The 24,000-nt window shown below is 72.9% G+C and carries 19 protein-coding genes; 2 read left to right on the forward strand and 17 right to left on the reverse strand.

Features of this window, described 5'->3' with window-relative positions; all coding sequences use genetic code 11:
• The first annotated feature begins 93 nt into the window (after positions 1-93).
• Complete coding sequence (locus tag N6H00_RS09675; protein ID WP_329618527.1) at positions 94-390, forward strand: hypothetical protein; 297 nt, start codon at positions 94-96, stop codon at positions 388-390.
• A 103-nt stretch (positions 391-493) separates the two neighbouring features.
• Here N6H00_RS09675 and der read toward each other — a convergent pair whose 3' ends face one another.
• From der to N6H00_RS09745, 14 genes are all read right to left on the reverse strand, one after another.
• On the reverse strand, positions 494-1,957 hold the full coding sequence (gene der, locus N6H00_RS09680) for a ribosome biogenesis GTPase Der (protein ID WP_268971184.1): 1,464 nt from the start codon (positions 1,955-1,957) through the stop codon (positions 494-496).
• A gap of 56 nt (positions 1,958-2,013) precedes the next feature.
• The gene (locus N6H00_RS09685) at positions 2,014-2,688 is read right to left on the reverse strand and encodes a lysophospholipid acyltransferase family protein (RefSeq protein WP_268971185.1); all 675 of its coding nucleotides are present in this window, start codon (positions 2,686-2,688) and stop codon (positions 2,014-2,016) included.
• On the reverse strand, positions 2,685-3,389 hold the full coding sequence (cmk, locus tag N6H00_RS09690) for a (d)CMP kinase (protein WP_268971186.1): 705 nt from the start codon (positions 3,387-3,389) through the stop codon (positions 2,685-2,687). Before cmk ends, N6H00_RS09685 begins: the two co-directional genes overlap by 4 nt.
• A gap of 144 nt (positions 3,390-3,533) precedes the next feature.
• On the reverse strand, positions 3,534-4,619 hold the full coding sequence (locus N6H00_RS09695; protein WP_268971187.1) for a prephenate dehydrogenase: 1,086 nt from the start codon (positions 4,617-4,619) through the stop codon (positions 3,534-3,536).
• Complete coding sequence (gene aroH, locus N6H00_RS09700) at positions 4,616-4,978, reverse strand: chorismate mutase (RefSeq protein WP_268971188.1); 363 nt, start codon at positions 4,976-4,978, stop codon at positions 4,616-4,618. The genes N6H00_RS09695 and aroH overlap by 4 nt, the downstream gene beginning before the upstream one ends.
• 245 nt (positions 4,979-5,223) lie before the next feature.
• Complete coding sequence (locus N6H00_RS09705; RefSeq protein WP_268971189.1) at positions 5,224-6,303, reverse strand: pseudouridine synthase; 1,080 nt, start codon at positions 6,301-6,303, stop codon at positions 5,224-5,226.
• Positions 6,303-6,983, reverse strand: a complete 681-nt coding sequence (gene scpB, locus N6H00_RS09710) for an SMC-Scp complex subunit ScpB (RefSeq protein WP_268971190.1) — start codon at positions 6,981-6,983, stop codon at positions 6,303-6,305. The genes N6H00_RS09705 and scpB overlap by 1 nt, the downstream gene beginning before the upstream one ends.
• Positions 6,980-8,227, reverse strand: a complete 1,248-nt coding sequence (locus tag N6H00_RS09715; RefSeq protein ID WP_329618675.1) for a segregation and condensation protein A — start codon at positions 8,225-8,227, stop codon at positions 6,980-6,982. The genes scpB and N6H00_RS09715 overlap by 4 nt, the downstream gene beginning before the upstream one ends.
• Positions 8,228-8,652: 425 nt before the next feature.
• Positions 8,653-9,237, reverse strand: coding sequence for a hypothetical protein (locus N6H00_RS09720; RefSeq protein WP_268971192.1), 585 nt, complete (start codon positions 9,235-9,237; stop codon positions 8,653-8,655).
• A complete protein-coding gene (locus tag N6H00_RS09725; protein WP_020872375.1) occupies positions 9,222-10,238 on the reverse strand; it encodes a ParA family protein in 1,017 nt (338 codons plus the stop codon). The genes N6H00_RS09720 and N6H00_RS09725 overlap by 16 nt, the downstream gene beginning before the upstream one ends.
• A gap of 591 nt (positions 10,239-10,829) precedes the next feature.
• Entirely contained in the window at positions 10,830-11,945 is a 1,116-nt protein-coding gene (gene ald, locus N6H00_RS09730) for an alanine dehydrogenase (protein WP_268976897.1), read from the reverse strand.
• A 197-nt stretch (positions 11,946-12,142) separates the two neighbouring features.
• Positions 12,143-14,473 (reverse strand): tetratricopeptide repeat protein, encoded by a 2,331-nt coding sequence (locus N6H00_RS09735; RefSeq protein ID WP_268976898.1) that lies wholly within the window; start codon positions 14,471-14,473, stop codon positions 12,143-12,145.
• 191 nt (positions 14,474-14,664) lie between these two features.
• Positions 14,665-15,291 (reverse strand): NUDIX domain-containing protein, encoded by a 627-nt coding sequence (locus tag N6H00_RS09740; protein ID WP_268971194.1) that lies wholly within the window; start codon positions 15,289-15,291, stop codon positions 14,665-14,667.
• Between the two features lie 81 nt (positions 15,292-15,372).
• Positions 15,373-17,028: a CTP synthase gene (locus N6H00_RS09745; RefSeq protein ID WP_268971195.1), complete on the reverse strand. Its 1,656-nt coding sequence runs from the start codon at positions 17,026-17,028 to the stop codon at positions 15,373-15,375.
• 420 nt (positions 17,029-17,448) lie between these two features.
• Between N6H00_RS09745 and N6H00_RS09750 the strand changes: the two genes are divergently transcribed.
• Positions 17,449-19,257, forward strand: a complete 1,809-nt coding sequence (locus N6H00_RS09750; RefSeq protein WP_268971196.1) for a glycoside hydrolase family 15 protein — start codon at positions 17,449-17,451, stop codon at positions 19,255-19,257.
• Between the two features lie 88 nt (positions 19,258-19,345).
• Here the strand turns inward: N6H00_RS09750 and N6H00_RS09755 are convergent, their stop codons facing one another.
• The 3 genes from N6H00_RS09755 to recN all read right to left on the reverse strand — a co-directional run bounded on the left by N6H00_RS09755 (position 19,346) and on the right by recN (position 23,669).
• Positions 19,346-20,518, reverse strand: coding sequence for a glycoside hydrolase family 64 protein (locus N6H00_RS09755; protein ID WP_268971197.1), 1,173 nt, complete (start codon positions 20,516-20,518; stop codon positions 19,346-19,348).
• Between the two features lie 109 nt (positions 20,519-20,627).
• A complete protein-coding gene (locus N6H00_RS09760) occupies positions 20,628-21,776 on the reverse strand; it encodes a glycosyltransferase family 4 protein (RefSeq protein ID WP_268971198.1) in 1,149 nt (382 codons plus the stop codon).
• Positions 21,777-21,920: 144 nt separating this feature from the next.
• A complete protein-coding gene (recN, locus tag N6H00_RS09765) occupies positions 21,921-23,669 on the reverse strand; it encodes a DNA repair protein RecN (RefSeq protein WP_268971199.1) in 1,749 nt (582 codons plus the stop codon).
• Positions 23,670-24,000 lie beyond the last annotated feature (331 nt).

Below are 24,000 nucleotides of genomic sequence, written 5' to 3' on the forward strand. Positions count from 1 at the left end.
ATGCCGCATCCGACGGGCGGCCGGGTCGTTGGCACATACGTGCACGCATACGACCTCTCCTACCGCTCCCCTTCATACGGCTGCATTCCGGCCATGCGCCCCGCGCTGGAGGCAGCGCCCGACCCCTGGCGCCACTCCGCCACGCCGATCTACGACGCGTTGTACGCGGAGTACCGCAGGCTGTTCCGGGCGCTGCCCGGCGACCGTTCGGACGAGGAGAACATGGAGTTCGTGGCGTTCGCCGCCATCGGCCGGCCCCGGGGCCTCACCGGCGGCCACGGCCGCCCGGACGGCCACAGCGCAGCGTGGCACACCGACGAGCTCTACTACCGCGGCTACGTCCCCGCCCTGCCGCCCGGCCGCGGCGAGGAGCGGGGGCACACCTACTGACCCCGGGGGCACACCCACCGGTCCCCGCGCCCGCCCGCCCGCCGCACGGGCGGAAGGCGCGGACCCGGCCGGGAGCCGGGGCGGGCTGACCGGCGCGCGGCCGCTACTTCTTGCGGCCGCGCTTCTCGCGCACCCGCACCGAGATCTGCAGGGGCGTTCCCTCGAAGCCGAACTCCTCGCGCAGCCGCCGCTCGATGAAGCGCCGGTAGCCGGCCTCCAGGAATCCCGAGGCGAACAGCACGAACCGCGGCGGCCGGGTCCCGGCCTGCGTCCCGAACAGAATCCGCGGCTGCTTGCCGCCGCGGATCGGATGCGGATGGGAGGCGACGATCTCACCGAGGAAGGAGTTGAGCCGCCCGGTCGGAATCCGGGTCTCCCAGCCGGCCAGCGCCGTCTCGATCGCCGGGACCAGCTTCTCCATGTGGCGGCCGGTGCGCGCCGAGACGTTCACCCGCGGCGCCCACTGGATCTGCCCCAGCTCGGTCTCGATCTCGCGCTCGAGGTAGTAGCGGCGCTCCTCGTCGAGGGTGTCCCACTTGTTGTACGCGATGACGAGCGCGCGCCCGGCCTCGACGGCCATCGAGATGATCCGCTGGTCCTGGACGCTGATGGACTCGCTGGCGTCGATCAGCACGATCGCGACCTCCGCCTTCTCCACGGCGGCCGCGGTGCGCAGCGAGGCGTAGTAGTCCGCGCCCTCCTGGAGGTGGACCCGGCGGCGGATACCGGCGGTGTCGACGAACTTCCACGTGACGCCGCCGAGTTCGATCATCTCGTCGACCGGGTCGCGGGTGGTGCCCGCCATCTCGTTGACGACCACCCGCTCCTCGCCCGCGACCTTGTTGAGCAGCGAGGACTTGCCAACGTTCGGGCGGCCGATCAGGGCGACCCGGCGCGGTCCGCCGACCGTCGCCCCGAAGGTCTGGGCCGGGGCCTCGGGCAGCGCCTCCAGCACCGCGTCGAGCATGTCGCCGGTACCGCGGCCGTGCAGCGCGGAGACCGGGTACGGCTCGCCGAGGCCGAGCGACCACAGCATCGCGGCGTCCGCCTCACCGCTGGGCCCGTCGACCTTGTTGGCGCACAGCACCACGGGCTTCCCGGCCCGGCGCAGCAGCTTGACCACGGCCTCGTCGGTGTCGGTGGCGCCGACCGTCGCGTCCACGACGAACACCACCGCGTCGGCGGCCTCGATGGCGAACTCGGCCTGGGCCGCCACGGACGCGTCGATGCCGAGCACGTCCTGCTCCCAGCCGCCGGTGTCGACCACCTTGAAGCGGCGGCCGGACCACTCGGCCTCGTAGGTGACCCGGTCGCGGGTGACCCCGGGGCGGTCCTCCACGACCGCCTCACGGCGGCCGAGGATGCGGTTCACCAGGGTGGACTTGCCGACGTTGGGGCGGCCGACGACGGCCAGTACCGGCAGCGGGCCGTGCCCGGCCGCGGCGAGGTCGCCCTCGACCTCCGTCAGGTCGAAGCCCTCTTGCGCGGCGAGCTCCATGAACTCCGCGTACTCGGCGTCGCCAAGCTCCCCGTGCTCGTCGCCGCCGCTGTGGATCTGGTCGTTCATGAAGATTTCCTCGTCGTCCCTCAGTGCCGCGGGCCGCCGCTATGGGCTCGCGGGTCTCATGTCTGGTCTGGGCGCCCGGTCAGCCGCCGGGCGGCGTCCAGATGCGCGCCCAGCCGCTTCCGGATGCGCTCGGTGGCCTGGTCCAGGGCCGCCCGGGTGCGCCTGCCGCTTCCGTCCCCCGCCTCGAAGGGGTCGCCGAACACCACGTCGATCCTGCCGCGCAGCCGGGGCAGCGCCCTGGTCCGCCCGTCGCCGCGCGGCTCGGCGGTGCCGAGCACCGCCACCGGCACGATCGGCGCACCGGAGCGCACGGCGAAGTACGCGAGCCCCGAGCGCAGTGAGGCGAAGTCGCCGTCGCCCCGGCTGCCCTCCGGGAAGATGCCCAGCACCCCGCCGCGCTCCAGCACCCCCAGGGCCTGGCCGATCGCGGTGCGGTCGGCGCTGGTGCGGTCCACCTTCAGCTGCCCGATACCGCGCAGGAACGGGTCCAGCGGGCCGGTGAACGCCTCCTTCTTGACCAGGAAGTGCACCGGCCGCGGCGAGGTGCCGATCACCATCGGACCGTCGACGTTGTGGGAGTGGTTCCCCGCGAGGATGACGGGCCCGGCGGACGGGACGCGCCAGGCGCCCAGCACCCGGGGCCGCCACAGCCCGTACATCAGGCCGATGCCGATCCGCCGGGCCGCGGCGGCCCCGGCCGCGCTGGGAAGTGCCGCGTCGGTGGCGCTCACGCCGCGGTCCGCTTCTCCTCGACGAGGGTGACGACGCACTCGACGACCTGGTCGAGGGTGAGGTCGGAGGTGTCCACCTCGACCGCGTCGTCCGCCTTGGCGAGCGGTGAGGTCTTACGGCCGGAGTCCAGGGCGTCCCGCTTGGCCAGCGCGGCCTGGGTGGCGGCCAGGTCGCTGGCCTCCTTGCCCTTCAGCTCGCCGTTGCGGCGGGCCGCCCGGACCTCCGGGGAGGCGGTCAGGAAGATCTTGAGGTCGGCGTCCGGGAGGACCGTCGTGCCGATGTCCCGGCCCTCGACCACGATGCCGCGCGGCGCCTCGGTGGCGATGGTCCGCTGCAGCTCGGTGATCACGGCCCGCACCTCGGGCACCGCGCTGACCGCGCTGACCCGCGAGGTGACCTCCTGGGTGCGGATCGGCCCGGAGACGTCGGTGCCGTCGACGGTGATCGTCGGGGCGGCCGGGTCGGTGCCGGAGACGATGGTGGGCTTGGCGGCGGCGTCGGCCACGGCGACGGCGTCCTCGACGTCGATGCCGTTGGTCACCATCCACCAGGTGATCGCCCGGTACTGGGCGCCGGTGTCCAGGTAGCCCAGGCCCAGCTTGGCGGCGACGGCCTTCGAGGTACTGGACTTGCCCGTGCCTGCGGGGCCGTCGATCGCGACAATCACTGCTGCCGGGGCGGTCCGGGCGGCGGTTTCCACGGTGACAGACACCTTTCATGTGCACGGGGCTGAGTTGAACGGGGCAGGTGAGCCTCGGACAAGGTTACTGGCTTCGTCCGGGCGGCTTCGCACCGCTGGGGGACGGTCCCCGGGGCCGGGGCGTGCGGCGGCCGTCCCGCACCGCTACTGCCGGATGGACCAGCCCCGCTCCCGCAGCGCCTTGGTGAGCGCCGGGGCCGCCGAGGGCTCGACCATCAGCTGGATCAGACCGGCCTGCTGTCCGGTGGCGTGCTCGATCCGGACGTCCTCGATGTTGACGCCCGCCCGGCCCGCGTCGGCGAAGATCCGGGCCAGCTCGCCCGGCTGGTCGCCGATGAGCACCGTCACGGTCTCATAGGCGGCCGAGGCGGCGCCGTGCTTGCCCGGCACCCGCTCGCGCCCGGCGTTGCCCCGGCGCAGCACGTCCTCGATACCGGCCGCGCCGTGGCCGCGTTTGGCCTCGTCGGCGGACTGGAGCGCGCGCAGCGCCCGCACCGTCTCGTCGAGGTCGGCGGCGACGGCGGCGAGCACATCGGCGACCGGGCCGGGGTTGGCGGAGAGGATGTCGATCCACATGGCGGGGTCGGAGGCCGCGATCCGGGTGACGTCGCGGATGCCCTGCCCGCACAGCCGCACGGCCGTCTCATCGGCGTCCCTCAGCCGCGCGGCGACCATGCTGGACAGCAGGTGCGGGGTGTGCGAGACGAGCGCCACCGCCCGGTCGTGGGCCTCGTCCTCCATCACCACGGGCACGGCCCGGCACAGCGCGACGAGCTCCAGCGCCAGGTTGAGCACCTCGATATCGGTGCCGCCGGTGGGTGTGAGCACCCAGGGCCGTCCCTCGAAGAGGTCGGCGGTGGCGGCCAGCGGCCCGGAGCGCTCCCGGCCCGCCATCGGATGCGTGCCGATGTAGCGGGTCAGATCGCAGCCGAGGGCCTCCAGCTCACGGCGCGGGCCGCCCTTGACGCTCGCGACGTCCAGGACGCCGCGGGCCAGGCCGCGGCGCAGCGCGTCGGCCACCGTGGGGGCCACGTGGGCCGGCGGCACGGCCACGATCGCCAGGTCCACCGGCCCGTCCGGCTCGCCTTGCGTCCCGGCGCCGAGCGCCTCCGCGGTGCGGGCCTGGTCCGCGTCGTGGTCGGCGAGGTGCACCTGGACCCCGCGGCCGGCCAGGGCCAGCGCGGCGGAGGTGCCGATCAGGCCGGTGCCGATGACGAGGGCGGTTCTCATTGGGCGATGTCCTTGCGGAGGGAGGCGGCGGCGCCGAGGTAGACATGGGCGACGTCGGACTTGGGCAGGGGCGTCTCGACATGCGCCAGGATGCGGACGACCCGGGGCATGGCCCCCTCGATGTCCAGCTCCTGGGCGCAGATCAGCGGTACGTCGGTGATGCCGAGCTTGCGGGCGGCGACCGCGGGGAAGTCGCTGTGCAGATCGGGGGTGGCGGTGAACCACACGCTGATCAGGTCGTCGGGGTCGAGGTCGTTGCGCTCCAGGATGGCGGTCAGCAGCTTTGAGACCTGCTCGTGCATGTGCTCCGGCTCGTCCCGCTCCAGCTGGACGGCCCCGCGGACCGCTCGTACCGCCACGTCTCGCTCCCTGTCGCGCTGTGCCCGTCTGCGTCGGGCGCGGCCGCGTCGCGGGCCGCGCTCACGATCAGCCTAACGAGCGGGTCGGACAGACTCCCGGGGCGACCGCTGGGCGAGACGCGACGAGACCGGCGAGACGCGACGAGACCGTACGAGCCGCCGGCGGCCGGGCCGATCAGCGACTCGGGGGTCGTCAGTGGCTCTTGGACCGTCAGCGGCTCGGGGACCTCAGAGGCTCGGGGACCTCAGAGGTCGACCTCGCGCATCAGCATGCCGACCTCGGTGTTGGTCAGCCGCCGCAGCCAGCCGGACTTCTGGTCGCCGAGCGCGATCGGTCCGAAGGCCGTCCGCACCAGCTTGTCGACCGGGAAGCCGGCCTCGGCGAGCATCCGCCGCACGATGTGCTTGCGGCCCTCGTGCAGGCTCACCTCGACCAGGTAGTTCTTGCCGGTGTTCTGCACCACCCGGAAGTGGTCGGCGCGGGCGTAGCCGTCCTCCAGCTGGATGCCGCTCTTGAGCCGCTTGCCGAGGTCGCGCGGGAGCGGGCCCTGGATCGCGGCGAGGTAGGTCTTGGTGACGCCGTAGCGGGGGTGGGTGAGGCGGTGGGCCAGCTCACCGTGGTTGGTGAGCAGGATGATGCCCTCGGTCTCGGTGTCGAGCCGGCCGACGTGGAAGAGCCGGGTCTCGCGGTTGGTGACGTAGTCGCCCAGGCACTGGCGGCCGTCGGGGTCCTCCATGGTGGAGACGACACCGGCGGGCTTGTTCAGCGCGAAGAAGAGGTACGACTGGGTGGCCACGGTCAGCCCGTCGACCTTGATCTCGTCCTTCTCGGGGTCGACGCGCAGCCCCTGCTCGGTCACGATCTTGCCGTTGACCTCGACCCGGGCCTGGTCGATCAGGTCCTCACAGGCACGGCGCGAACCCATACCGGCGCGGGCGAGGACCTTCTGGAGCCGCTCGCCCTCCGGCTCGCCGAAGGTCTTGGGCAGCGTGATCCGCGGCTTGTCGTGGCGGGCGCGGTTGCGCTCCTCGATCTGCGCGTCGTACTCGCGCGGACGGGCCGGGGCCGACGTCCGGCCACGGCCGCCGCCTGCCTTGGGACCACCCTTGGGGCCGCCCTTGGGCCCCGCCTTCGGGCCGCCCTTCGGTCCACCCTTGGGACCCGCCTTGGGGCCCGCGCTCGGGCCGCCGCCCACGTCGTAGCGGCGCTCCTCGGGGCGGGGGCGGCCGGCGCGCTGCTGCTTCTCGTCGCGCCGGTTCCCCGCGCCCCGGTAGTTCTTGCCGCCGCTACCGCTGCCCCTGCTGTTCCTGCCGCTGCTTCGCATCACGTTTCCGTCTGAGAGTGGCCGCTGCCGGCTCGGTGTTCTACATCGTCGTGCGCTTCGTCGCCGTCGATGGCGTCCGGATCGAACGACGGCACGCCCTCCTGGGACTCGCCCTCGACCGCGTCCGCCTCGGGGAGGAACGGCGCGAGCTCCGGAAGCTCCTCCAGGCCCCGCAGGCCCATCCGCTCCAGGAAGTAGTTCGTCGTCCTGTACAGGATCGCACCTGTTTCGGGTTCCGTGCCCGCCTCCTCGACCAGACCCCGCTGGAGGAGGGTCCGCATCACGCCGTCGCAGTTGACGCCGCGGACGGCCGAGACCCGGGAACGGCTGACCGGCTGACGGTACGCGACCACCGCGAGGGTTTCCAAAGCGGCCTGGGTGAGCCGGGCCTGCTGACCGTCCAGGACGAACCCCTCGACGGCGGCGGCGTAGGCCGGGCGCGTGTAGTAGCGCCAGCCGCCCGCGACCAGCCGCAGCTCGAAACCGCGGCCCTGTGTCGCGTACTCGTCGGCCAGCTCGCGCAGCGCGTCCGCGACGGCGCGGCGCGGCCGCTCCAGCACCTTGGCGAGGTGCTCCTCGGTGGCGGGCTCGTCGACGACCATGAGGACGGCCTCCAGGGCGGGCTTGAGGTCCAGCTCGGCGACCCCGGAGAGCCCGGCGGGTGTCCGCTGCTCACTCAACTCGGTACCTCCTCCTTCTCGTTCGGGGGCGTGGCCGTCTCCTTACCGGGCGTGGCCGCCTCCTTACCGGGCTCGGCCTCCCGGGGCCGGGCCTTGCCCCGGGCCTGGGCCTCCTGGTCGAACTCGTCGGTCACCAGCGGCTGCCGCCCCTCCTCGCCCGTCCAGCGGACCATGAGCGACCCGAGCGCCTCCGGCTGGTCGAGCAGGACCGCGCGCTCCCGGTAGAGCTCCAGGAGCGCCAGGAAACGCGCGACGACCGTAAGGACGTCGGGAGCGTCCTCGGTGAGCGTGCCGAAGGTCGCCTCCCCCAGCTCCCGCAGCCGTGCGACCACCACCTCGGCCTGCTCCCGGACGCTGACCAGCGGGGTGTGGATGTGGTCGACGTAGACCTGTGGCTTGGGTTTGGGCTGCATCGCCTTGACGGCCAGCTTGGCGAAGCCCTCGGGGCCGATGCTGATGACGACGTCGGGGAGCAGCTCGGCGTGGTGCGGCTCCAGGCCGACGGTACGGGGGTGGCGGGTGGCCTCGGCGGCCAGCCGGTCGCTGAAGATGTCCGCGATCCGCTTGTACGCGCGGTACTGGAGCAGCCGGGCGAAGAGCAGGTCGCGCGCCTCGAGCAGGGCGAGGTCCGCTTCGTCCTCGACCTCGGCGGCGGGCAGCAGCCGGGCCGCCTTGAGGTCCAGCAGGGTCGCGGCGACGACGAGGAACTCGGTGGTCTGGTCGAGGTCCCAGTCCGGTCCCATGGCGCGGATATGGGCCATGAACTCGTCGGTGACCTTGGAGAGGGCGACCTCGGTGACGTCGAGCTTGTGCTTGGAGATCAGCTGAAGGAGGAGGTCGAAGGGGCCCTCGAAGTTGTCCAGCCGCACGGTGAACCGATTGCCGTCGTCGTCACCCTCGACGTCGTCCTGGTCGCCCCCCTGGGTCCCCTGAGTCCCCTCGCTCCCGTCGGCCCCGTCGGTCCCGGCCCCCGTCGCCTCCCCGCCGTGCCCGCCCGCCGAGGGCGTCACATCGACGTCGGCCCGTGCGTGCACCGGCTCCGGCTCGCCCGCCGCAGCGCCCTCACCATGGCCCCCGGCCGTCGCACCGCGCCCGGCGGGCGTGCCGCCCGGCACGGCCCGCTCCCCCGGGGCGACGGTCCGTTCCTGGCGCGTGGTGCGCGGCTGAGCGTGGGTCCTTCGTCCGGCTCGGGTCTCCGCTTCCGTGGCCCCGGCCGCCGGGGCCGGAGCGGCGGGCTCGGTCACCGCCGGGGACGCCTCGGGCCCGGCGGCCGCCCCGTAAGGGGCCCCGTGCGCCGCACGGGCGCCGTCCCGCGGCCCGTCGGCCACCAGGGGCGGCGCTGCCGCCTCAGCCGTCGCCGGGTGCGGATCGGCCGCCGTCGTCGTACGCGTGGCGGGCTCGCTGCCCGGAGTGGCGCGGGCCGCTTCGGCGGGGTCCGTCCGCGGGGACGGGGCGTCCGACGCGGGGGGCGGCGCGGCGGGGTGCTGCGCGGAGGTGGTGGACCGGTCCGGCCCCGTGGTGTGCGGCCGGGCGCCGGGGCCTCGGCCGAGGGTGCGGCGAGGGGGGCGGGGCGGCGGGGCGGGGGCGTCGTTCGTCGGCATCGCGGTCCAGGGTGCTCAGGGCCGGGCGGGGCAGCCCGTACGACCGGGCAGGCTATCGCCCGGCCCGGTCAACGGCCGCGCAGGCGGCGCACCAGGATGCTCGCGTCGCCCCGCGACTCGAGGTCGGCGAGGACGACCGCGACCGCCTCGCGGACGATCCGGCCGCGGTCGACGGCGAGCCCGTGCTCGCCCCGGAGCACCAGACGTGCGTGCTCGAGGTCCATCAGCTCCTCGGCGGAGACATAGACCGTGATCTTCTCGTCGTGGCGCTCGCGCCCGCTGGGCCGCCGGTTCGCCGTACGGGCGCGCCGGCGGGCCGGGGCGCTCTGCTCGGCCGCGGCCGAACCGGTCCGGGCCGGGCGGCCCTTGGGCCGGTCCCCGGCCGCGGGGCGCCGCTCGCCGACCGCGTCCTGGGGGGCCGCCGCCTCCCGTCCGGTGTGTTCGCCCGAGCCGGACTGCTCACCGTCCGGGCGCTGCTCCTGCCCTTCGCCCGGCTCGGTGCCCGCCTCGGGGCCCGCGGCGGGCGGGGGCACCCGGGGGCCCTCGCCGTTCGTCTGGCGGCGTCCGGAGGCGGGAGAGGAGGACTGGAGCGCCATCCCTCCCGTGGTGCGGAACAGTTCGTCGGCTCCCGGCAGACTCACTCGGCGTGACACCGGGCGAGCACCTCCCTGGCGAGCTGACGATAGGCGGCGGCGCCGACGGAGTTGGACGCGTACGTGGTGATCGGCTCACCCGCGACCGTGGTCTCGGGGAAGCGGACCGTACGGCCGATGACCGTGTGGTAGACGTGATCGTCGAACGCCTCGACCACTCGGGCGAGCACCTCGCGGCTGTGCACGGTGCGCGAGTCGTACATCGTGGCGAGGATGCCGTCCAGCTCCAGGTCGGGGTTGAGCCGCTCCTGGACCTTCTCGATCGTCTCCGTGAGCAACGCCACACCGCGCAGCGCGAAGAACTCGCACTCCAGCGGCACGATCACCTTGTGCGCGGCGGTGAGCGCGTTGACGGTGAGCAGACCGAGCGAGGGCTGGCAGTCGATGACGATGTAGTCGTAGTCGGCCATCAGCGGCTTGAGCGCGCGCTGGAGGGTCGACTCCCTGGCGACCTCGCTCACCAGCTGCACCTCGGCGGCCGACAAGTCGATATTGCTGGGCAGCAGGTCCATATTGGGCACGGCCGTCTTCAGCAGCACCTCGTCGGCCGACATGCCCCGCTCCATGAGCAGGTTGTAGACCGTGAGGTCGAGCTCCATCGGGTTGACCCCGAGGCCGACCGACAGGGCGCCCTGCGGGTCGAAGTCGACGAGCAGGACCCGGCGGCCGTACTCGGCCAGGGCGGCGCCCAGGTTGATGGTGGAGGTGGTCTTGCCGACCCCGCCCTTCTGGTTGCACATCGCGATGATCTTCGCGGGACCGTGGTCGGTCAGCGGACCCGGGATCGGGAAGTACGGCAGCGGGCGCCCGGTCGGGCCGATGCGCTCGCGGCGCTGGCGGGCAGCGTCGGGCGCGAGCGTGGCCGCGTATTCGGGGTCCGGTTCGTACTCCGCGTCCGGGTCGTAGAAGTGCCCGTCGGGGAGGTCGTCGTAGTCGGCGAAGCGGGCGGGATCCGTGCCCCCCTGGTCGCCGGCCATGGCGTTCACGTGATGGCCGTCCATGCTGTGGCTCTGGTGGGCTGTCGTCATGCTCTGGTGGGTTGCGAAGGTGCGGACAGCGACGGAGCCGACAGCCTCGAGCCCCGAGGGACCCTGGCCCCGCGCAGCCGATCCTGGTTGACCACCCCCGGGAGAAAATGTCGACTCATTCACAAGTCGTCCTACCTCCTTGGTGACCAGGAAATTTCTCTATAGGTCAGCGTGACACCATGCCGACGGTTGGCGACTCTATGGCGTGTCGGCGGTCCGCAGCAACACAATCCACCGGACACGGCACGATGTGTCGGCAATCGAACACCCCGATGTCAAGGGCGTGTGACCGGTGCCGCGGAGATTTCACCACCCCACAAAGCGTCTGAATAGTTGCCTTTAGGGCGAGTTGGCCGAGCCATGAGCCGCGCCCGATATGGGACACAGCGGACACGCCCGCGGCCGGGCCCCGCCCTACGGCAGAACCCGGCCGGATGTCCATCCTTGACTTGTCGTTGACGGTCCGGGTTGACCGTCCGGCAACCGGCGTTCACCGGCCCGGACAACCGGAATTCACCCGCCCCGGCACCCCTCAGCCGATCAGCGAGTCAGCCGATCGGTGAGTCAGCCGATCAGCGCGCTCAGTTCGACGGCGGGCAGCTCGTGCGCCTCGGCGACCGGGCCGTAGACGACCTGCCCCTCATGGGTGTTGAGCCCCTTGGCCAGCGCGGCGTCCCGGCGCAGCGCGTCCCGCCAGCCGCGGTTGGCCAGCTCCACGATGTACGGAAGCGTCGCGTTGGTGAGCGCGTGGGTGGAGGTGTTCGGCACCGCGCCGGGCATGTTGGCGACGCAGTAGAAGACCGAGTCGTGGACCGTGAAGGTCGGCTCGGCGTGGGTGGTGGGGTGGGAGTCCTCGAAGCAGCCGCCCTGGTCGATCGCGATGTCGACAAGGACACTTCCCGGCTTCATCCGGGACACCATCTCGTTGCTGACCAGCTTGGGCGCCTTGGCCCCCGGGATGAGCACGGCACCGATGACCAGGTCGGCATCAAGGACGGCCTTCTCCAGCTCATAGGCGTTGGAGGCGATGGTCTGCACCCGGTTGCCGAAGATCCGGTCGGCCTCGCGCAGCTTGTTGATGTCCTTGTCGAGCAGCGTGACGTGGAAGCCCATGCCGATGGCGATCTGGGCGGCGCTCCACCCGGAGACGCCACCGCCGATGACGACGGCCCGCGCGGCGGCCACCCCCGGCACCCCGGCGGGCAGCACACCGCGACCGCCGGCCGACCGCATCAGGTGGTACGCGCCGACCTGCGGCGCGATCCGGCCCGCGACCTCGGACATCGGCGCGAGCAGCGGCAGCGCGCGGTGGGCGGTCTCGACGGTCTCGTAGGCGATGGCGGTGGTGCCGGACTCCAGCAGCGCGTCCGTGCAGGCCCGGGAGGCGGCCAGGTGCAGATAGGTGAAGAGCGTCTGGTCCTTGCGCAGCCGGTGGTATTCCTCCGCGATGGGCTCCTTGACCTTCAGCAGCAGGTCGGCGGCGGCCCAGACCTCGTCGGCCGTGTCGAGGATGCGCGCGCCGGCGGCGATGTACTCCTCGTCCGTGATGGAGGAGCCGAGGCCCGCGCTCTGCTCCACGACGACCTCATGGCCGCCTCGGACCAGCTCGTGCACACCAGCGGGGGTGATGGCCACACGGAACTCGTTGTTCTTGACCTCGCGGGGAATACCGACCTTCACGTCGATCACGGTCCTTGGATGGGGGGAAAGGAACATATCGCCACAGCCAGTCATAGGCCGCCACAACATCGACCTTAGACAGGCAAACCGGAACGCGTCCGCATGCCGGAGACGACCGCAACATTCGCGGTACAGCCAGTCTAATGAAGGAGGTCACCCTGTCTAGCCTTGCAATGCATCAATCTTTTGGGAGACCGCTACTTGTTTCGTAGGTCGACTGGGTTTCCCTTGTCCTTCCCGAGTGACGGAACCATGTCGTCCGGTTCGGCCTCGTCGATCCTCTGGGCGGTGCGTCGCAGCGACCGCGCCACCGCGGGGTCCCCGCCCAGCCGGTCGATCGCGTCCGCCGCGTGGTGCGCCACATCGGCGTGCAGCCGCGTATCGCCGCAGGTCCGGGCGGCCGCGGCGGCCTCCGTCCAGATGCGCAGCGCCTCCCTCGGCCGGCCCGTGCGCTCCTGGGCGCCGGCGGCACCGCTGAGCGCCCGCGCGTACCCCGGCCGGTCCCCCGCCCGGCGGCAGGCGGCCGCGGCGGCCCGCCAGTCGCGCAGCGCCTCGCCCCACCGCCCGGCGTAGCCGTGGACGGTGCCGAGCCGGGCGTACAGCCGGGCGGCCGCGGGCAGATCGCGGCGGCTCAGCCGCAGCTCCAGGGCCCGTCCGTACCAGTCGGCCGCCCGGTGCCAGTCCTCCAGCTCCTGGTACGTCCCGCCGATCGACTCCAGCGCCCGCCCGGTCGTATACGGATCGCCCGAGGCGCGGGCGGCCTCCAGGGCGCTCTTGTAGCGGGCGAGGGCCTGGTCCACCCGGCCCGCCCCGCCGTCCAGATCGCCGAGGTTCAGCAGCGCGGCCGCCCGCTCCACCGGCAGATCGCGCCGCCCGGCCACGTCCAGCACCAGCTGATGCAGGCCGTACAGCTCCGGCGCGGCGCCCTCGGCGCCCCGGTGGGCGGTGAGGGCATGGGTCAGCGCGGCCACCAGACGGCGGGCCAGGGTGTCGAGCCGACCGGTCTCCACGGCCGTCCGGGCGGCCTCGAGCAGCGTGGGCAGCCGCGCCTCGAGCCAGGCGGCCGCCTCCGCCGCCGACTCGAACCGCAGCGGCCTCGGCATCTCGGCCAGCCTCTTCCGGCCCGGCGAACCGGGGGGCTCGGCGGCCAGTCGGCAGGCGCGCAGCTGCCGTACGGTGCGCTCCAGCATCCGCGCCCGCGCCAGCTCCACCTCCGCCGGGCGCTCCACGGTCTCCAGCAGCTCCCGCAGCAGCGGATCGAGACAGCCGGGCACCAGGTAGCGGCCGGGCTCGCGCGGGCGCAGCATCCCGTACGCGGCGAAGCCCTCCAGCGCCGCCTCGCCGTCCGCCACCGAGCATCCGGCCAGCGCGGAGGCGGTCTGCGCGTCGACCGATCCGCCGGGCGCGAGCACCAGCAGCCGCAGCATCCGGGCGGTGGCGGACGGCAGCGCGGCGTAGGCCAGCCGGAAGGCGCGGTTCAGCGGGCGCGCGCCATGGTCGGAGTCCCTCTCGTCCGGCGGCAGTTCGCGCAGCCGCGCCAGGACGTCGGCGACCGACGCCTGGGGACGGGCGGCGAGCCAGCCGCCGATCAGGACGAGCGCGGCGGGCTGGCCCGCGCACTCCTCGACCAGGGACTGCGCGGCCACCGGATCGCAGGTGATCCGGGTGGGACCGGCGTACTGCGCCAGCAGGCCGACCGCCGCGCTCACGTCCAGCCCGCCCACCGTGCACGGCCGCACATCCGGCACCCCGGTCAGCGGTCCGTGCGAGACGGCGACCACCAGGCAGCCGGGCTCATCCGGCAGCAGCGCGTCCACCTGCTCGGCCCCGGCCACGTCGTCGAGCAGCAGCAGCATCCGCCTGCCGTCGAACGCCTCGCGCAGCCTCGCGCTCAGATCGTCCTCGTCCGCCCCCGGCGGGGCGCTCGCCCCAAGCCGTCCGAGCAGCTCACGGGCGGTGCGCTCGATGGGGACGGGGTCGCCGGCGGAGGTCGTCAGCCGGGCGCTCAGCACACCGTCGGGGTAGTCGTCGGCGAGCCGCCGGACGAGCTCCTCGGCGAGCGCCGTACGGCCCCAGCCGGGGCGGCCCGCGATCAGCAGCACCCGGCTGCGGGCGGCCTTGCGGCCGGCGAGGGTGTCCAGGCCCGCGCGCTCGATATCGGCCCGCAGCGAGAGCAGCTCCCGCCGCCGCCCGGCGAACCCCCGCCCCACCGTGGCCGCCGCCGCGAACAGCACGGCCCGGGTCGCCCCGCTCCACACCCCGCCGTCCTGGCCCCCCGTGCGCCCGGCCGCGCCGCTCGCGGAGCGCTGCCGGGGCGGGGTGTCGGCAGGGGGTGTCCGGTCGTCCGGCGCCGGACGGTCCTGTGACGCACGGTCCTGCGCCGGACGGTCCTGTGACGCACGGTCCTGCGGCTGCCGCCCGGGAGCGGACGAAGTGGAAGAAGTAGACGAAGCGGGCGCGGCGGGCGGCGGCTGCCGCTTCCGGGGGGCCGTCGGCTCCCCATCGGTGTCGACCGCCTGCTCCGCCACCGGCCCACTCCCGTCCACCTGCGCGTTCGAGCCCGTCGCGGCCATGCGATCGGGGTGACTATGAGCGTAGTTCACTCCGCGTCAGGTAACCGGCACTCCCGGCCCACGGCCCGCCCCGAAAATCACTCCATCGGATCTTCACCAGCCGCCGCCCCCCCCAGGCGCGGGCCTGCGCCTCGGCAGACGCGGGCCTACGCCTCGAAGGGGCGGGCCGGCCAGGGCGCGTCGGCGGGGCGCAGGGAGTCGATGCCATCGCCGGCGAGCGCGGCCTGGAGCGCCAGCGCACCGACCGCGAGGCAGTTGTTGTGCAGTTCGCCCGCGAGGACGCCGCGCACCAGCTCCTCCAGGGACACCCGGGCCAGCTCCATGTCGGCCTCCTCCTCGGAGACCTCGAACCGCTCGCCCTCGGCCGCGGAGATCTCCCGGGCCAGGAAGATCCGTACGGCCTCGTCACAGCCGCCGGGCGAGGTGTAGACGTCCACCAGGACGCGCCAGTCCTCGGCCTTGACGTGCGCCTCCTCGTACAGCTCCCGCTGGGCGGCGTGCAGCGGGTTCTCACCGGGGATGTCGAGGAGACCGGCCGGGATCTCCCACAGCCGCCGGCGGACCGGGTGCCGGTACTGCCGCAGCACGATCACCCGGCCGTCCTCGTCCAGGGCGAGGACGGCGACGGAGCCGGGGTGGACCTGGTAGTCGCGCTTGGCCCGGCCGCCGTCGGGCATGACCACCTCGTCCGTGCGCACGCTCGTCTTGTTGCCGGTGAACGGCGTGGCGGTGGCGGTGACCTGCCATTCCTCGGGGGTGTCCTGGATGCGCATGCTTGCCTCAGCGTCCTTTCCGCGTGCGGTTGACGGGGCGGTGGGGCCGCGCCGGCCGCCCGCCCCCGTCAACCGTAGCGGTCAGACCTGGCCGCCCCGCGCCTGAGCTGCCGTCTGTCGCTCGACCGCGGCCTTCACCAGGCCCGCGAAGAGCGGGTGCGGACGGGTCGGACGGGAGCGCAGCTCGGGATGGGCCTGGGTGCCGACCAGGTACGGGTGGACCTCGCGCGGGTACTCCACGTACTCCACGAGCTTGTTGTCCGGGGAGGTGCCGGAGAAGACGATCCCGGCCTTCTTCTCCAGCTCACCGCGGTAGGAGTTGTTGACCTCGTAGCGGTGGCGGTGGCGCTCCTCGACGTACGGCTGGTTGTCGTAGACCTCGCGGACGATCGAGCCCTCGGCGAGCTTGGCCGGGTACATGCCCAGCCGCATGGTGCCGCCCATGTCGCCCTCGCCCGCGACGATGTCGAGCTGCTCGGCCATGGTGGAGATCACCGGGTCGGTGGTGGCGGGCTCGAACTCGGTGGAGTTGGCACCCTCGATGCCCGCCAGGTTGCGCGCCGCCTCGATGACGATGCACTGGAGTCCGAGGCAGAGGCCCAGCAGCGGGATCTTGTTCTCCCGGGCGTAGGTGATCGCGCCGACCTTGCCGATCACACCGCGGTCGCCGAAGCCGCCGGGGATGCAGACCGCGTCCACGCCGTCGAGCTGCTGCCGGGCACCGGCCGCCGTCTTGCAGTCGTCGGAGGTGACCCACTTGATCTTGACGCGGGCGCTGTTGGCGAAGCCGCCGGCGCGCAGCGCCTCGGTGACGGAGAGGTAGGCGTCGGGCAGGTCGATGTACTTGCCGACGAGCGCGACGGTGACCTCGTGGTCCGGCTGGTGGACCCGCGCCAGCAGGTCGTCCCACTGGGTCCAGTCCACGTCGCGGAAGGGCAGGTCCAGCTTGCGGACGACATAGGCGTCCAGGCCCTCGGAGTGCAGCACCTTCGGGATGTCGTAGATCGACTTGGCGTCGATGGCGGCGACCACGGCCGCGTCGTCCACGTCGCACATCAGCGAGACCTTGCGCTTGATGGAGGTCGGGACCTCGCGGTCGGCTCGCAGCACGATCGCGTCCGGCTGGATACCGATGTTGCGCAGCGCGGCCACCGAGTGCTGGGTGGGCTTGGTCTTCAGCTCGCCGGACGGGCCGATGTAGGGCAGCAGCGAGATGTGCACCACGAAGACGTTGTCCCGGCCGACCTCGTGCCGGACCTGGCGGACGGCCTCCAGGAAGGGCAGCGACTCGATGTCGCCCACGGTGCCGCCGACCTCGGTGATGACGACGTCGACGTCATCGGTGGCCATGCGCCGGATACGGTGCTTGATCTCGTTGGTGATGTGCGGGATGACCTGCACGGTGTCACCGAGGTACTCACCGCGCCGCTCCTTGGCGATTACGGTGGAGTAGACCTGGCCGGTGGTCACATTGGCCGAGCCGTCGAGGTCGACGTCGAGGAAGCGCTCGTAGTGGCCGATGTCCAGATCGGTCTCGGCACCGTCGTTGGTGACGAACACCTCACCGTGCTGGAAGGGGTTCATCGTGCCCGGGTCCACGTTCAGGTACGGATCGAGCTTCTGCATGGTGACGCGCAGACCGCGCGCCTTCAGCAGGGCCCCCAGGCTGGAGGCGGTAAGACCCTTGCCGAGTGAGGAGGCGACACCCCCGGTGACGAAGAGGTGCTTGGTCGTCATGGGTTTAGCGGCAATGGCCAAGAGGGAGCTCCCGTGGTCGCGTCGTGAGGGTGCGCACGGCAACCGCCCCGGATACCGGGGGCGCCGTCGCTGAGGTTCGGGGGTTTCGTGCCCGCCGCTCCACGGGCTACCAGGGTATCAGCGCCCCGGAGCGGCCGCTGCTGACCTGGTTCCCGCGTTCGGTCTGCGCAATCGTCCGGATACCATCGGTGACCGGCCACCCGATCGGCCGCGCGCTGCGAGCCACGATGTGGACTGACTCCAGCGGATCACCGTCGTCCGTCGTATCCTCATCGGACGCACGCATGCGAGCGACCCCGGCACGGCACCACCAGCACGCCCCCGGAACAAGTAGCTCGTCAGAATTTTCCGAGACCGTAAGCAACGCCCTCCGGGGCGATACGGCCGTTCGAATGGGGAATGCACGTGGCCGGGCGTATCGAGGATTACGCACTGATTGGTGATATGCAGACCGCCGCCCTCGTCTGCAGAGACGGGACGGTCGACTGGCTGTGCCTGCCGCGCTTCGACTCCCATGCCATCTTCGCCGCTCTGCTGGGCACCGAGGAACACGGCTTCTGGCGCCTGGGCCCCGCCTCCCCCGCGGGGAGCGAACCGCCCGCCGCCGACCGCCGCCGCTACCGCGGCGACTCGCTGGTCCTGGAGTCGGAGTGGGACACCCCGCGCGGCACGGTCCGGGTGATCGACTTCATGCCGCCCCGGGACGGCGCCCCGCAGCTGGTGCGGATCGTCGAGGGGGTCAGCGGCCGGGTGCCGATGCGCTCCGCGCTGCGGATGCGCTTCTCCTACGGCTGGGTCGTGCCGTGGGTGCACAAGGTGGACACCCGCACGGTCGCCGTGGCCGGTCCGGACTCGGTGTGGCTGGACACCGAGGTCGACACCTACGGCAAGGACCTGACCACCTACTCCGACTTCACGGTGGGCCCCGGCGACCGGATCGCCTTCACCATCAGCTGGCAGCCCTCGCACAAGGAGCCGCCCGCCCTGCCCGAGCCGGAGACCGCGCTGGAGGCCACCGAGGCGTTCTGGCGGGAGTGGGTCGAGCACTGCACGTACCACGGCCCCTACCGGGACGCGGTGGTCCGCTCACTGATCACGCTCAAGGCGCTGACCTACGCCCCCACCGGCGGCATCGTCGCGGCGCCCACCACCTCGCTCCCCGAGGAGATCGGGGGCGTCCGGAACTGGGACTACCGCTTCACCTGGCTGCGGGACGCGGCGATCACCCTCTCCTCGCTGCTGCGCACCGGCTACCGCGAGGAGGCCCGCGCCTGGCGCGAATGGCTGCTGCGCGCGGTCGCGGGCGACCCGGAGAACCTACAGATCATGTACGGCATCGCGGGCGAGCGGGAGTTGGCCGAGGCGGAGCTGACCTGGCTGCCGGGCTATGAGAACTCCCAGCCGGTCCGGGTCGGCAACGGCGCGGCGGGCCAGCTCCAGCTGGACGTCTACGGCGAGGTCACCGAGGCGCTGCACCTGGCCCATATGACCGGGCTGGCGCGCAACGACTACGCGAGCGTGCTCCAGCTGAAGCTGATCCGCTACCTCGAGGAGCACTGGGACGAGCCGGACGAGGGCATCTGGGAGGTGCGCGGGCCGCGCCGGCACTTCGTGCACTCCAAGGTGATGGCCTGGGTCGCGGTCGACCGCACCGTCAAGCTGATCGAATCCGGCGATGTGGACGGGCCGTTGGAGCGCTGGCGGGAGCTGCGCGAGATGATCCACCGGGACGTGTGCGAGAAGGGCTACGACGCCGAGCGCAACACCTTCACCCAGTCCTACGGCTCCAAGGAGCTGGACGCCTCGCTGCTGCTCATCCCGCAGATGGGCTTCCTGCCGCCGGACGACAAGCGCGTCATCGGCACCATCGAGGCGATCCAGCGGGAGCTGTCGACCGAGGACGGTTTCGTCATGCGCTACCCCACGGCGGGCGAGGACGCCGGGGTGGACGGTCTCGAGGGCGACGAAGGGGCCTTCCTGGCCTGCTCGTTCTGGCTCGCGGACGACCTGGCGATGATCGGCCGGGTGGACGAGGCCCGCAGGCTCTTCGAGAAGCTGCTCGCGCTCCGCAACGACCTCGGGCTGCTGGCCGAGGAGTGGGACCCGCGCAACCAGCGCCAGGTGGGGAACTTCCCGCAGGCGTTCAGCCATGTGCCGCTGATCGACACCGCGCTGCGGCTGACGGCGTCCGGGGCGTACGGGGGCTAGTGACCGGGGGTTGGCCGCGCGGGCGGCCAACCGCCACCGGGCGCGGTGTCCGCGTGGACACCGCGCCCGGTCATGCCGGATGAGCGTCTTAGAACGGGGTCAGGGTGAGCGTGATCCCCGTCGGGGCGGTGTCCTGGATGTAGGACGCGAACTCGGCCACGTCGTCGAAGGCGAAGCCGTACGCCTTGCCGTCCACGGTCGCCGCGTGCATGGCCTTGGCGTAGTGGTTGGTGACGTCCTCGCCGTAGAAGGCGGCCGGGTCGGTGGTCGGCTGGGCGTCGGCGTTGTGCAGCGTGGTGCGGTTGAAGCCCGCGCCGAGGATCGCCGCGACCGGGCCCGTCGTCCCGTCGTTGGGGGCCGCCAGGGCGCCGTCGCAGAACAGCACGTCCTTGGTGGAGGGCTTGTCGAAGGAGACCGACGCCGGGCCGGTGAAGGAGAACTTCCCGTCGGTCACCCGGCCGGTGAACTCGCCCGCGTTGGTGGTGACCTTGAGGTCCTTCGATCCGTAGGTCTCCCAGACCTGGTCGATGTACGACGCGAAGTAGTCCTCCGCGAACACTCCCGCGCCCATGCCGTGGCCCGGGGCGATCACCCGCAGGTTGTCCCCGACGATCAGCGGCTTGAAGGCCTCGACGGCGGCGATGTCGGAGAAGACCTTGTCGCGGGCGCCGTCCTTGAGGGTGCCGGTGGTCTGGTCCTGGGCGCCGGTGAGGTGGATCGACAGCGGGACGCTGAACATGTCCACCATGGTGGTGTTGCAGAACATCCCCGAGGAGTTGTACGTGAACTCCGCGCAGTCGTGCAGGATGTCGTAGTTCGGGTCGCCGGACACCCAGCCGGCCGGGTACTGGAGCGCGGCCTTGCCCGCCCCGTCCTCGACCACCTTGAGCTTGAGCTTCGAGCCGAGGGCCACATAGATCCGGCCGGACATCTCGGGCAGGTTCAGCTTGGTGTCGCCGCCTCCGGACAGCGGGATCGCGTAGTCGGTGAAGCCGTCCGAACCGTTGTCGGAGAGCGCGACGGGGACGGCCTCGCCCTCCGGGGTGACGTGGACCTGCTGGTCTCCCGCGTTGCCGACGATGTAGAGCCACACCGACCCGTTGTCGTACTGGCCCGTCTTGTTCACGACGGTCAGGGGCAGCGAGGCGGCGGCCCTCGCGCTCGGCGCACCGCTGGCGCGGCCGCCGGCGAAGGCCAGGCCGGTTCCCGCGGCGGCGGCGGAGGCCGCGATTCCACCCAGCAGCTTCCTGCGACTGATCATGATGATGGTGCTCCTCGGCGTAGTGGGGGTTGCCGGGAAAATGGCGTGGGGGGTGACGAGACGCGCAACTGAGAGCGCTCTCTCGTCCCTCTGCCCAGCACCCTGCCGATCAACGGCCGGGCCCGTCAACCCTTTCGCTCAGAATGGTCTGCACCAACTCGTCGTAGACGCTGAGGACATGGGCGACGGTGTCGTCCTCCGTCGGCCAGCCGGCCGTCCGCGCCCGCCCGGCCGCGGCGAGCCCGGCCCGGCGCGCCGGGTCGGCGAGCAGCCCGGTCACGGCGCCGGCCAGGGCCTCCGGGTCGCCGTACGGGACGAGTTCGGCCGCGTCCCCGACCAGTTCCGGCACCCCGCCCACCGCCGTGGCCACCAGCGGCACGCCCGCGTGCAGCGCCTCCTGGGCCAGCAGCGACCGCGCCTCCCAGCGGCTGGAGAGCACCGCGACATCGGCGGCGGACAGCAGCTGCGGCACATCGTCACGCCGGCCGAGCAGCCGCACCGGCAGCCCCTCCAGGGCGATCCGGCGCTCCAGCACCGCACGGTCCGGCCCCTCCCCCGCCACCACCAGCAGCGGCCGCGGCTCCAGCCCGCGCCAACGCCGCGCCGCGTCCAGCAGCGGGCCGAAACCGGCCGCCGCGTCCAACCGGCCCGCCGTGACCAGCAACGGCCGGTCCAGCACGCCCAGTTCGGCCCGGATCTTCTGGCGGCGGCCGTCCCCGCTCTCCGGTGCGCGGCGCGGTGCGGGCACCGCGACCGGGGCCAGCCGTGCGTCGCGCGCACCGCGGGCGCGGGCCCGGTCCACCAGGTCCGAGGAGGCCCCCAGCACGATCGCCGCGGTCCGCGCCACCCGGCGCTCCATCAACCGGACCAGACCGGCCCGCGCCCCCTCGACGTCCACCCGGGTGTGCCAGGTGACGATCAGGGGCACATTCCGGCCACGCAGCGCCACCGCGGCCAGCAGCCCCGGACGCAGTCCGTGGGCGTGCACCAGGGCCGCCCCGGCGGTGGCCGCGCGCAGCGACGCCACGCTTCCGGCGTCCGTCAGGGCGTCCAGCCCGGTGAACCCCGCTCCGGCCTGCGTGAAGCCGTAACCCTGCTCGGCGCTCCAGGGCCCGCACACGGTCACCCGCAGTCCCCGGGCCACCAGCCCGGCCGACAGCGACCGCACATGCACCCCACTGCCCGAACTCCCGCCGCCCAGCACCTGGACGGCGTGCAGCGACGACTGCCCGTGCGGCGGGACCGGGGTGTTGCTCACGCGGGCGGAGCTCCTGAGGCGATATCGGAGAAGGGGACGGCCCAAGAATGCCAGCACTCGCCGGGCCCTCGTCGCAACGCTCCCAGGCGACGTCCGCCCCGGGCTCGTTCGTACGTCCGCGACGCAACCCTTTCGGGTGAAGGATCAACGTCCCGCGCGGGCCGCCTCCAGGAGCTCTTCCGCATGCGCCCGCGCCAGTTCGGAGTCCTCCTGGCCGGCGAGCATCCGCGACAGCTCCCGCACGCGGTCCTCGCCCTCCATGGCCTTCACCCCGCTGCGGGTCACCGCCCCGTCGTTGGTCTTCTCCACCACCAGATGCCGGTCGGCGAAGGCCGCGACCTGCGGCAGATGGGTGACCACCACGACCTGCGCGGAACGGGCCAGCCGCGCCAGCCGACGGCCCACCTCGACCGCCGCCTTGCCGCCGACGCCCGCGTCCACCTCGTCGAAAAGATAAGTCGGCACGGGATCGGAGCCCGCGAACACCACCTCGACCGCGAGCATCACCCGGGACAGCTCACCTCCGGAGGCGCCCTTGGCGATCGGCCGGGGCGGGGCGCCCGGGTGGGGGGCGAGCAGCAGCTCGACCTCATCGGCCCCATGCGGCCCGAACCCGACCGCCCGGCCACCCACCTCGATGCCCTCTCCCTCGGCGGCCTCGTTCTGCCGGATCGCGAACGTGACCCGCGCGTGCGGCATCGCCAGGGAGGCCAGCTCGGCGGTGACCGCCTCGGCGAAGCGCCCCGCCGCCTCCGTACGGGCGTCGGTGAGCGTCTGCGCCAACTCGCCCAGTTCGGCACGGAGCGCGTCGCGCTCGGCGGTCAGCTCGCCGATCCGGTCGTCGTCACCGTCCAGCTCGGCGAGCCGGGCCGCGCCCTGCTCCGCCCAGGCCAGCACATCCGCGATGGTCTCCCCGTACTTGCGGGTCAACTGGGCCAGCGCGGCCCGGCGCTCCTCGACGGCCGCCAGCCGCAGCGGGTCGGCGTCGAGATCGTCGGCGTACCCCGCGAGCTCTCCGGCCACATCGGACAGCAGGATGCCGACCTCGCCGATCCGGTCGGCGAGCCCGGCGAGGGCCGGGTCATGGGAACGCACCCCCTCCAGCGCACGGTGGGCACCCGCCACCAGCGTGGCCGCGTCCACACCCTCCGGGTCCTCCGGATTCCCGGCGAGGGCGGCATGCGCGAGCGCGGCGGCGGAGGCCAGGGCCTCGGCATGGCCGAGCCGCTCGGCCTCGGCCGCCAGCTCGGCGTCCTCGCCGGGCAGCGGCTCGGCGGCCGCGATCTCTTCCAGACCGAAGCGCAGCAGATCGGCCTCCTGGGCCCGTTCCCGCGCCCGCGTGGTCAACTCCTCCAACTCGGCCGAGACGGCACGCAGCCGACGATAAGCCTCCGCGTACTTCTCCAGCGGCCCGGCCACCGCGTCCCCCGCGTACCGGTCCAGCGCCTGACGCTGCCGGGCCGGACGCAGCAGACCCTGCTGATCGGTCTGGCCGTGCACGGCCACCAGATCGTCGGCCAGCTCGCTCAGCAGCCCCACCGGCACCGAACGGCCACCCACATGGGCCCGCGACCGCCCCTCGGCGGAGAGCGTACGGCTGATCAGCAGCGCGCCGTCATCGAGCTCGGCCCCCGCCTCCTCGGCTCTCACGGCCACCGCCGAACGGGCATCCACCGTGACCCGCCCCTCGACGACCGCCGCCTTGGCCCCGATCCGCACCAGGGCGGCATCGGCCCGACCGCCCAGCAGCAACCCGAGGCTGGTGACGACCATGGTCTTGCCCGCGCCGGTCTCACCGGTCACCGCGGTGAAGCCGGGCGACAGCTCGACGACCGCGTCGTCGATGACGCCCAGCGCACGTATCCGCATCTCCTCCAGCACGTGCAAGACCATACGAGGTTTGCCCGGCCCGACGCGACGAAGGGGCGCCACTTCCGAGCCCCACCGCACATATGCCCGGCCCCAGGGCCGCACCCGCGCCGCCGGGCAAACCCACCACCAGACAGACGCCCGGAGCCACCGGGGGGGGGCAGCCGCCGACGAGACGGGAGGGGGCGGGGCCGCACCCACCCCCGCCCAGCACCCGCGCCACCGCGCGGGTCCGGGGACGGACAGGCGCCCGGAGCCACCGGGGGGGCAGCCGCCGACGACACGGGAGGGGGCAGGACCGCACCCACCCCCACCCGGCACCCGCGCCACCGCGCGGGTCCGGGGACGGACAGGC

The sequence above is a fragment of the Streptomyces sp. S465 genome (assembly GCF_026898115.1).
GTDB lineage: Bacteria > Actinomycetota > Actinomycetes > Streptomycetales > Streptomycetaceae > Streptomyces > Streptomyces luomodiensis.

Excerpts from the sequence above, each read along its gene's own strand:
- N6H00_RS09675 (WP_329618527.1), top strand. The coding sequence starts at position 94 with ATGCGCCCCGCGCTGGAGGCAGCGCCCGACCCCTGGCGCCACTCCGCC.
- der (WP_268971184.1), bottom strand. The coding sequence starts at position 1,957 with ATGAACGACCAGATCCACAGCGGCGGCGACGAGCACGGGGAGCTTGGC.
- N6H00_RS09695 (WP_268971187.1), bottom strand. The coding sequence starts at position 4,619 with ATGAGAACCGCCCTCGTCATCGGCACCGGCCTGATCGGCACCTCCGCC.
- N6H00_RS09705 (WP_268971189.1), bottom strand. The coding sequence starts at position 6,303 with ATGCGAAGCAGCGGCAGGAACAGCAGGGGCAGCGGTAGCGGCGGCAAG.
- N6H00_RS09725 (WP_020872375.1), bottom strand. The coding sequence starts at position 10,238 with ATGGACGGCCATCACGTGAACGCCATGGCCGGCGACCAGGGGGGCACG.
- N6H00_RS09740 (WP_268971194.1), bottom strand. The coding sequence starts at position 15,291 with ATGCGCATCCAGGACACCCCCGAGGAATGGCAGGTCACCGCCACCGCC.
- N6H00_RS09745 (WP_268971195.1), bottom strand. The coding sequence starts at position 17,028 with ATGACGACCAAGCACCTCTTCGTCACCGGGGGTGTCGCCTCCTCACTC.
- N6H00_RS09750 (WP_268971196.1), top strand. The coding sequence starts at position 17,449 with ATGCACGTGGCCGGGCGTATCGAGGATTACGCACTGATTGGTGATATG.
- N6H00_RS09755 (WP_268971197.1), bottom strand. The coding sequence starts at position 20,518 with ATGATCAGTCGCAGGAAGCTGCTGGGTGGAATCGCGGCCTCCGCCGCC.
- recN (WP_268971199.1), bottom strand. The coding sequence starts at position 23,669 with ATGGTCTTGCACGTGCTGGAGGAGATGCGGATACGTGCGCTGGGCGTC.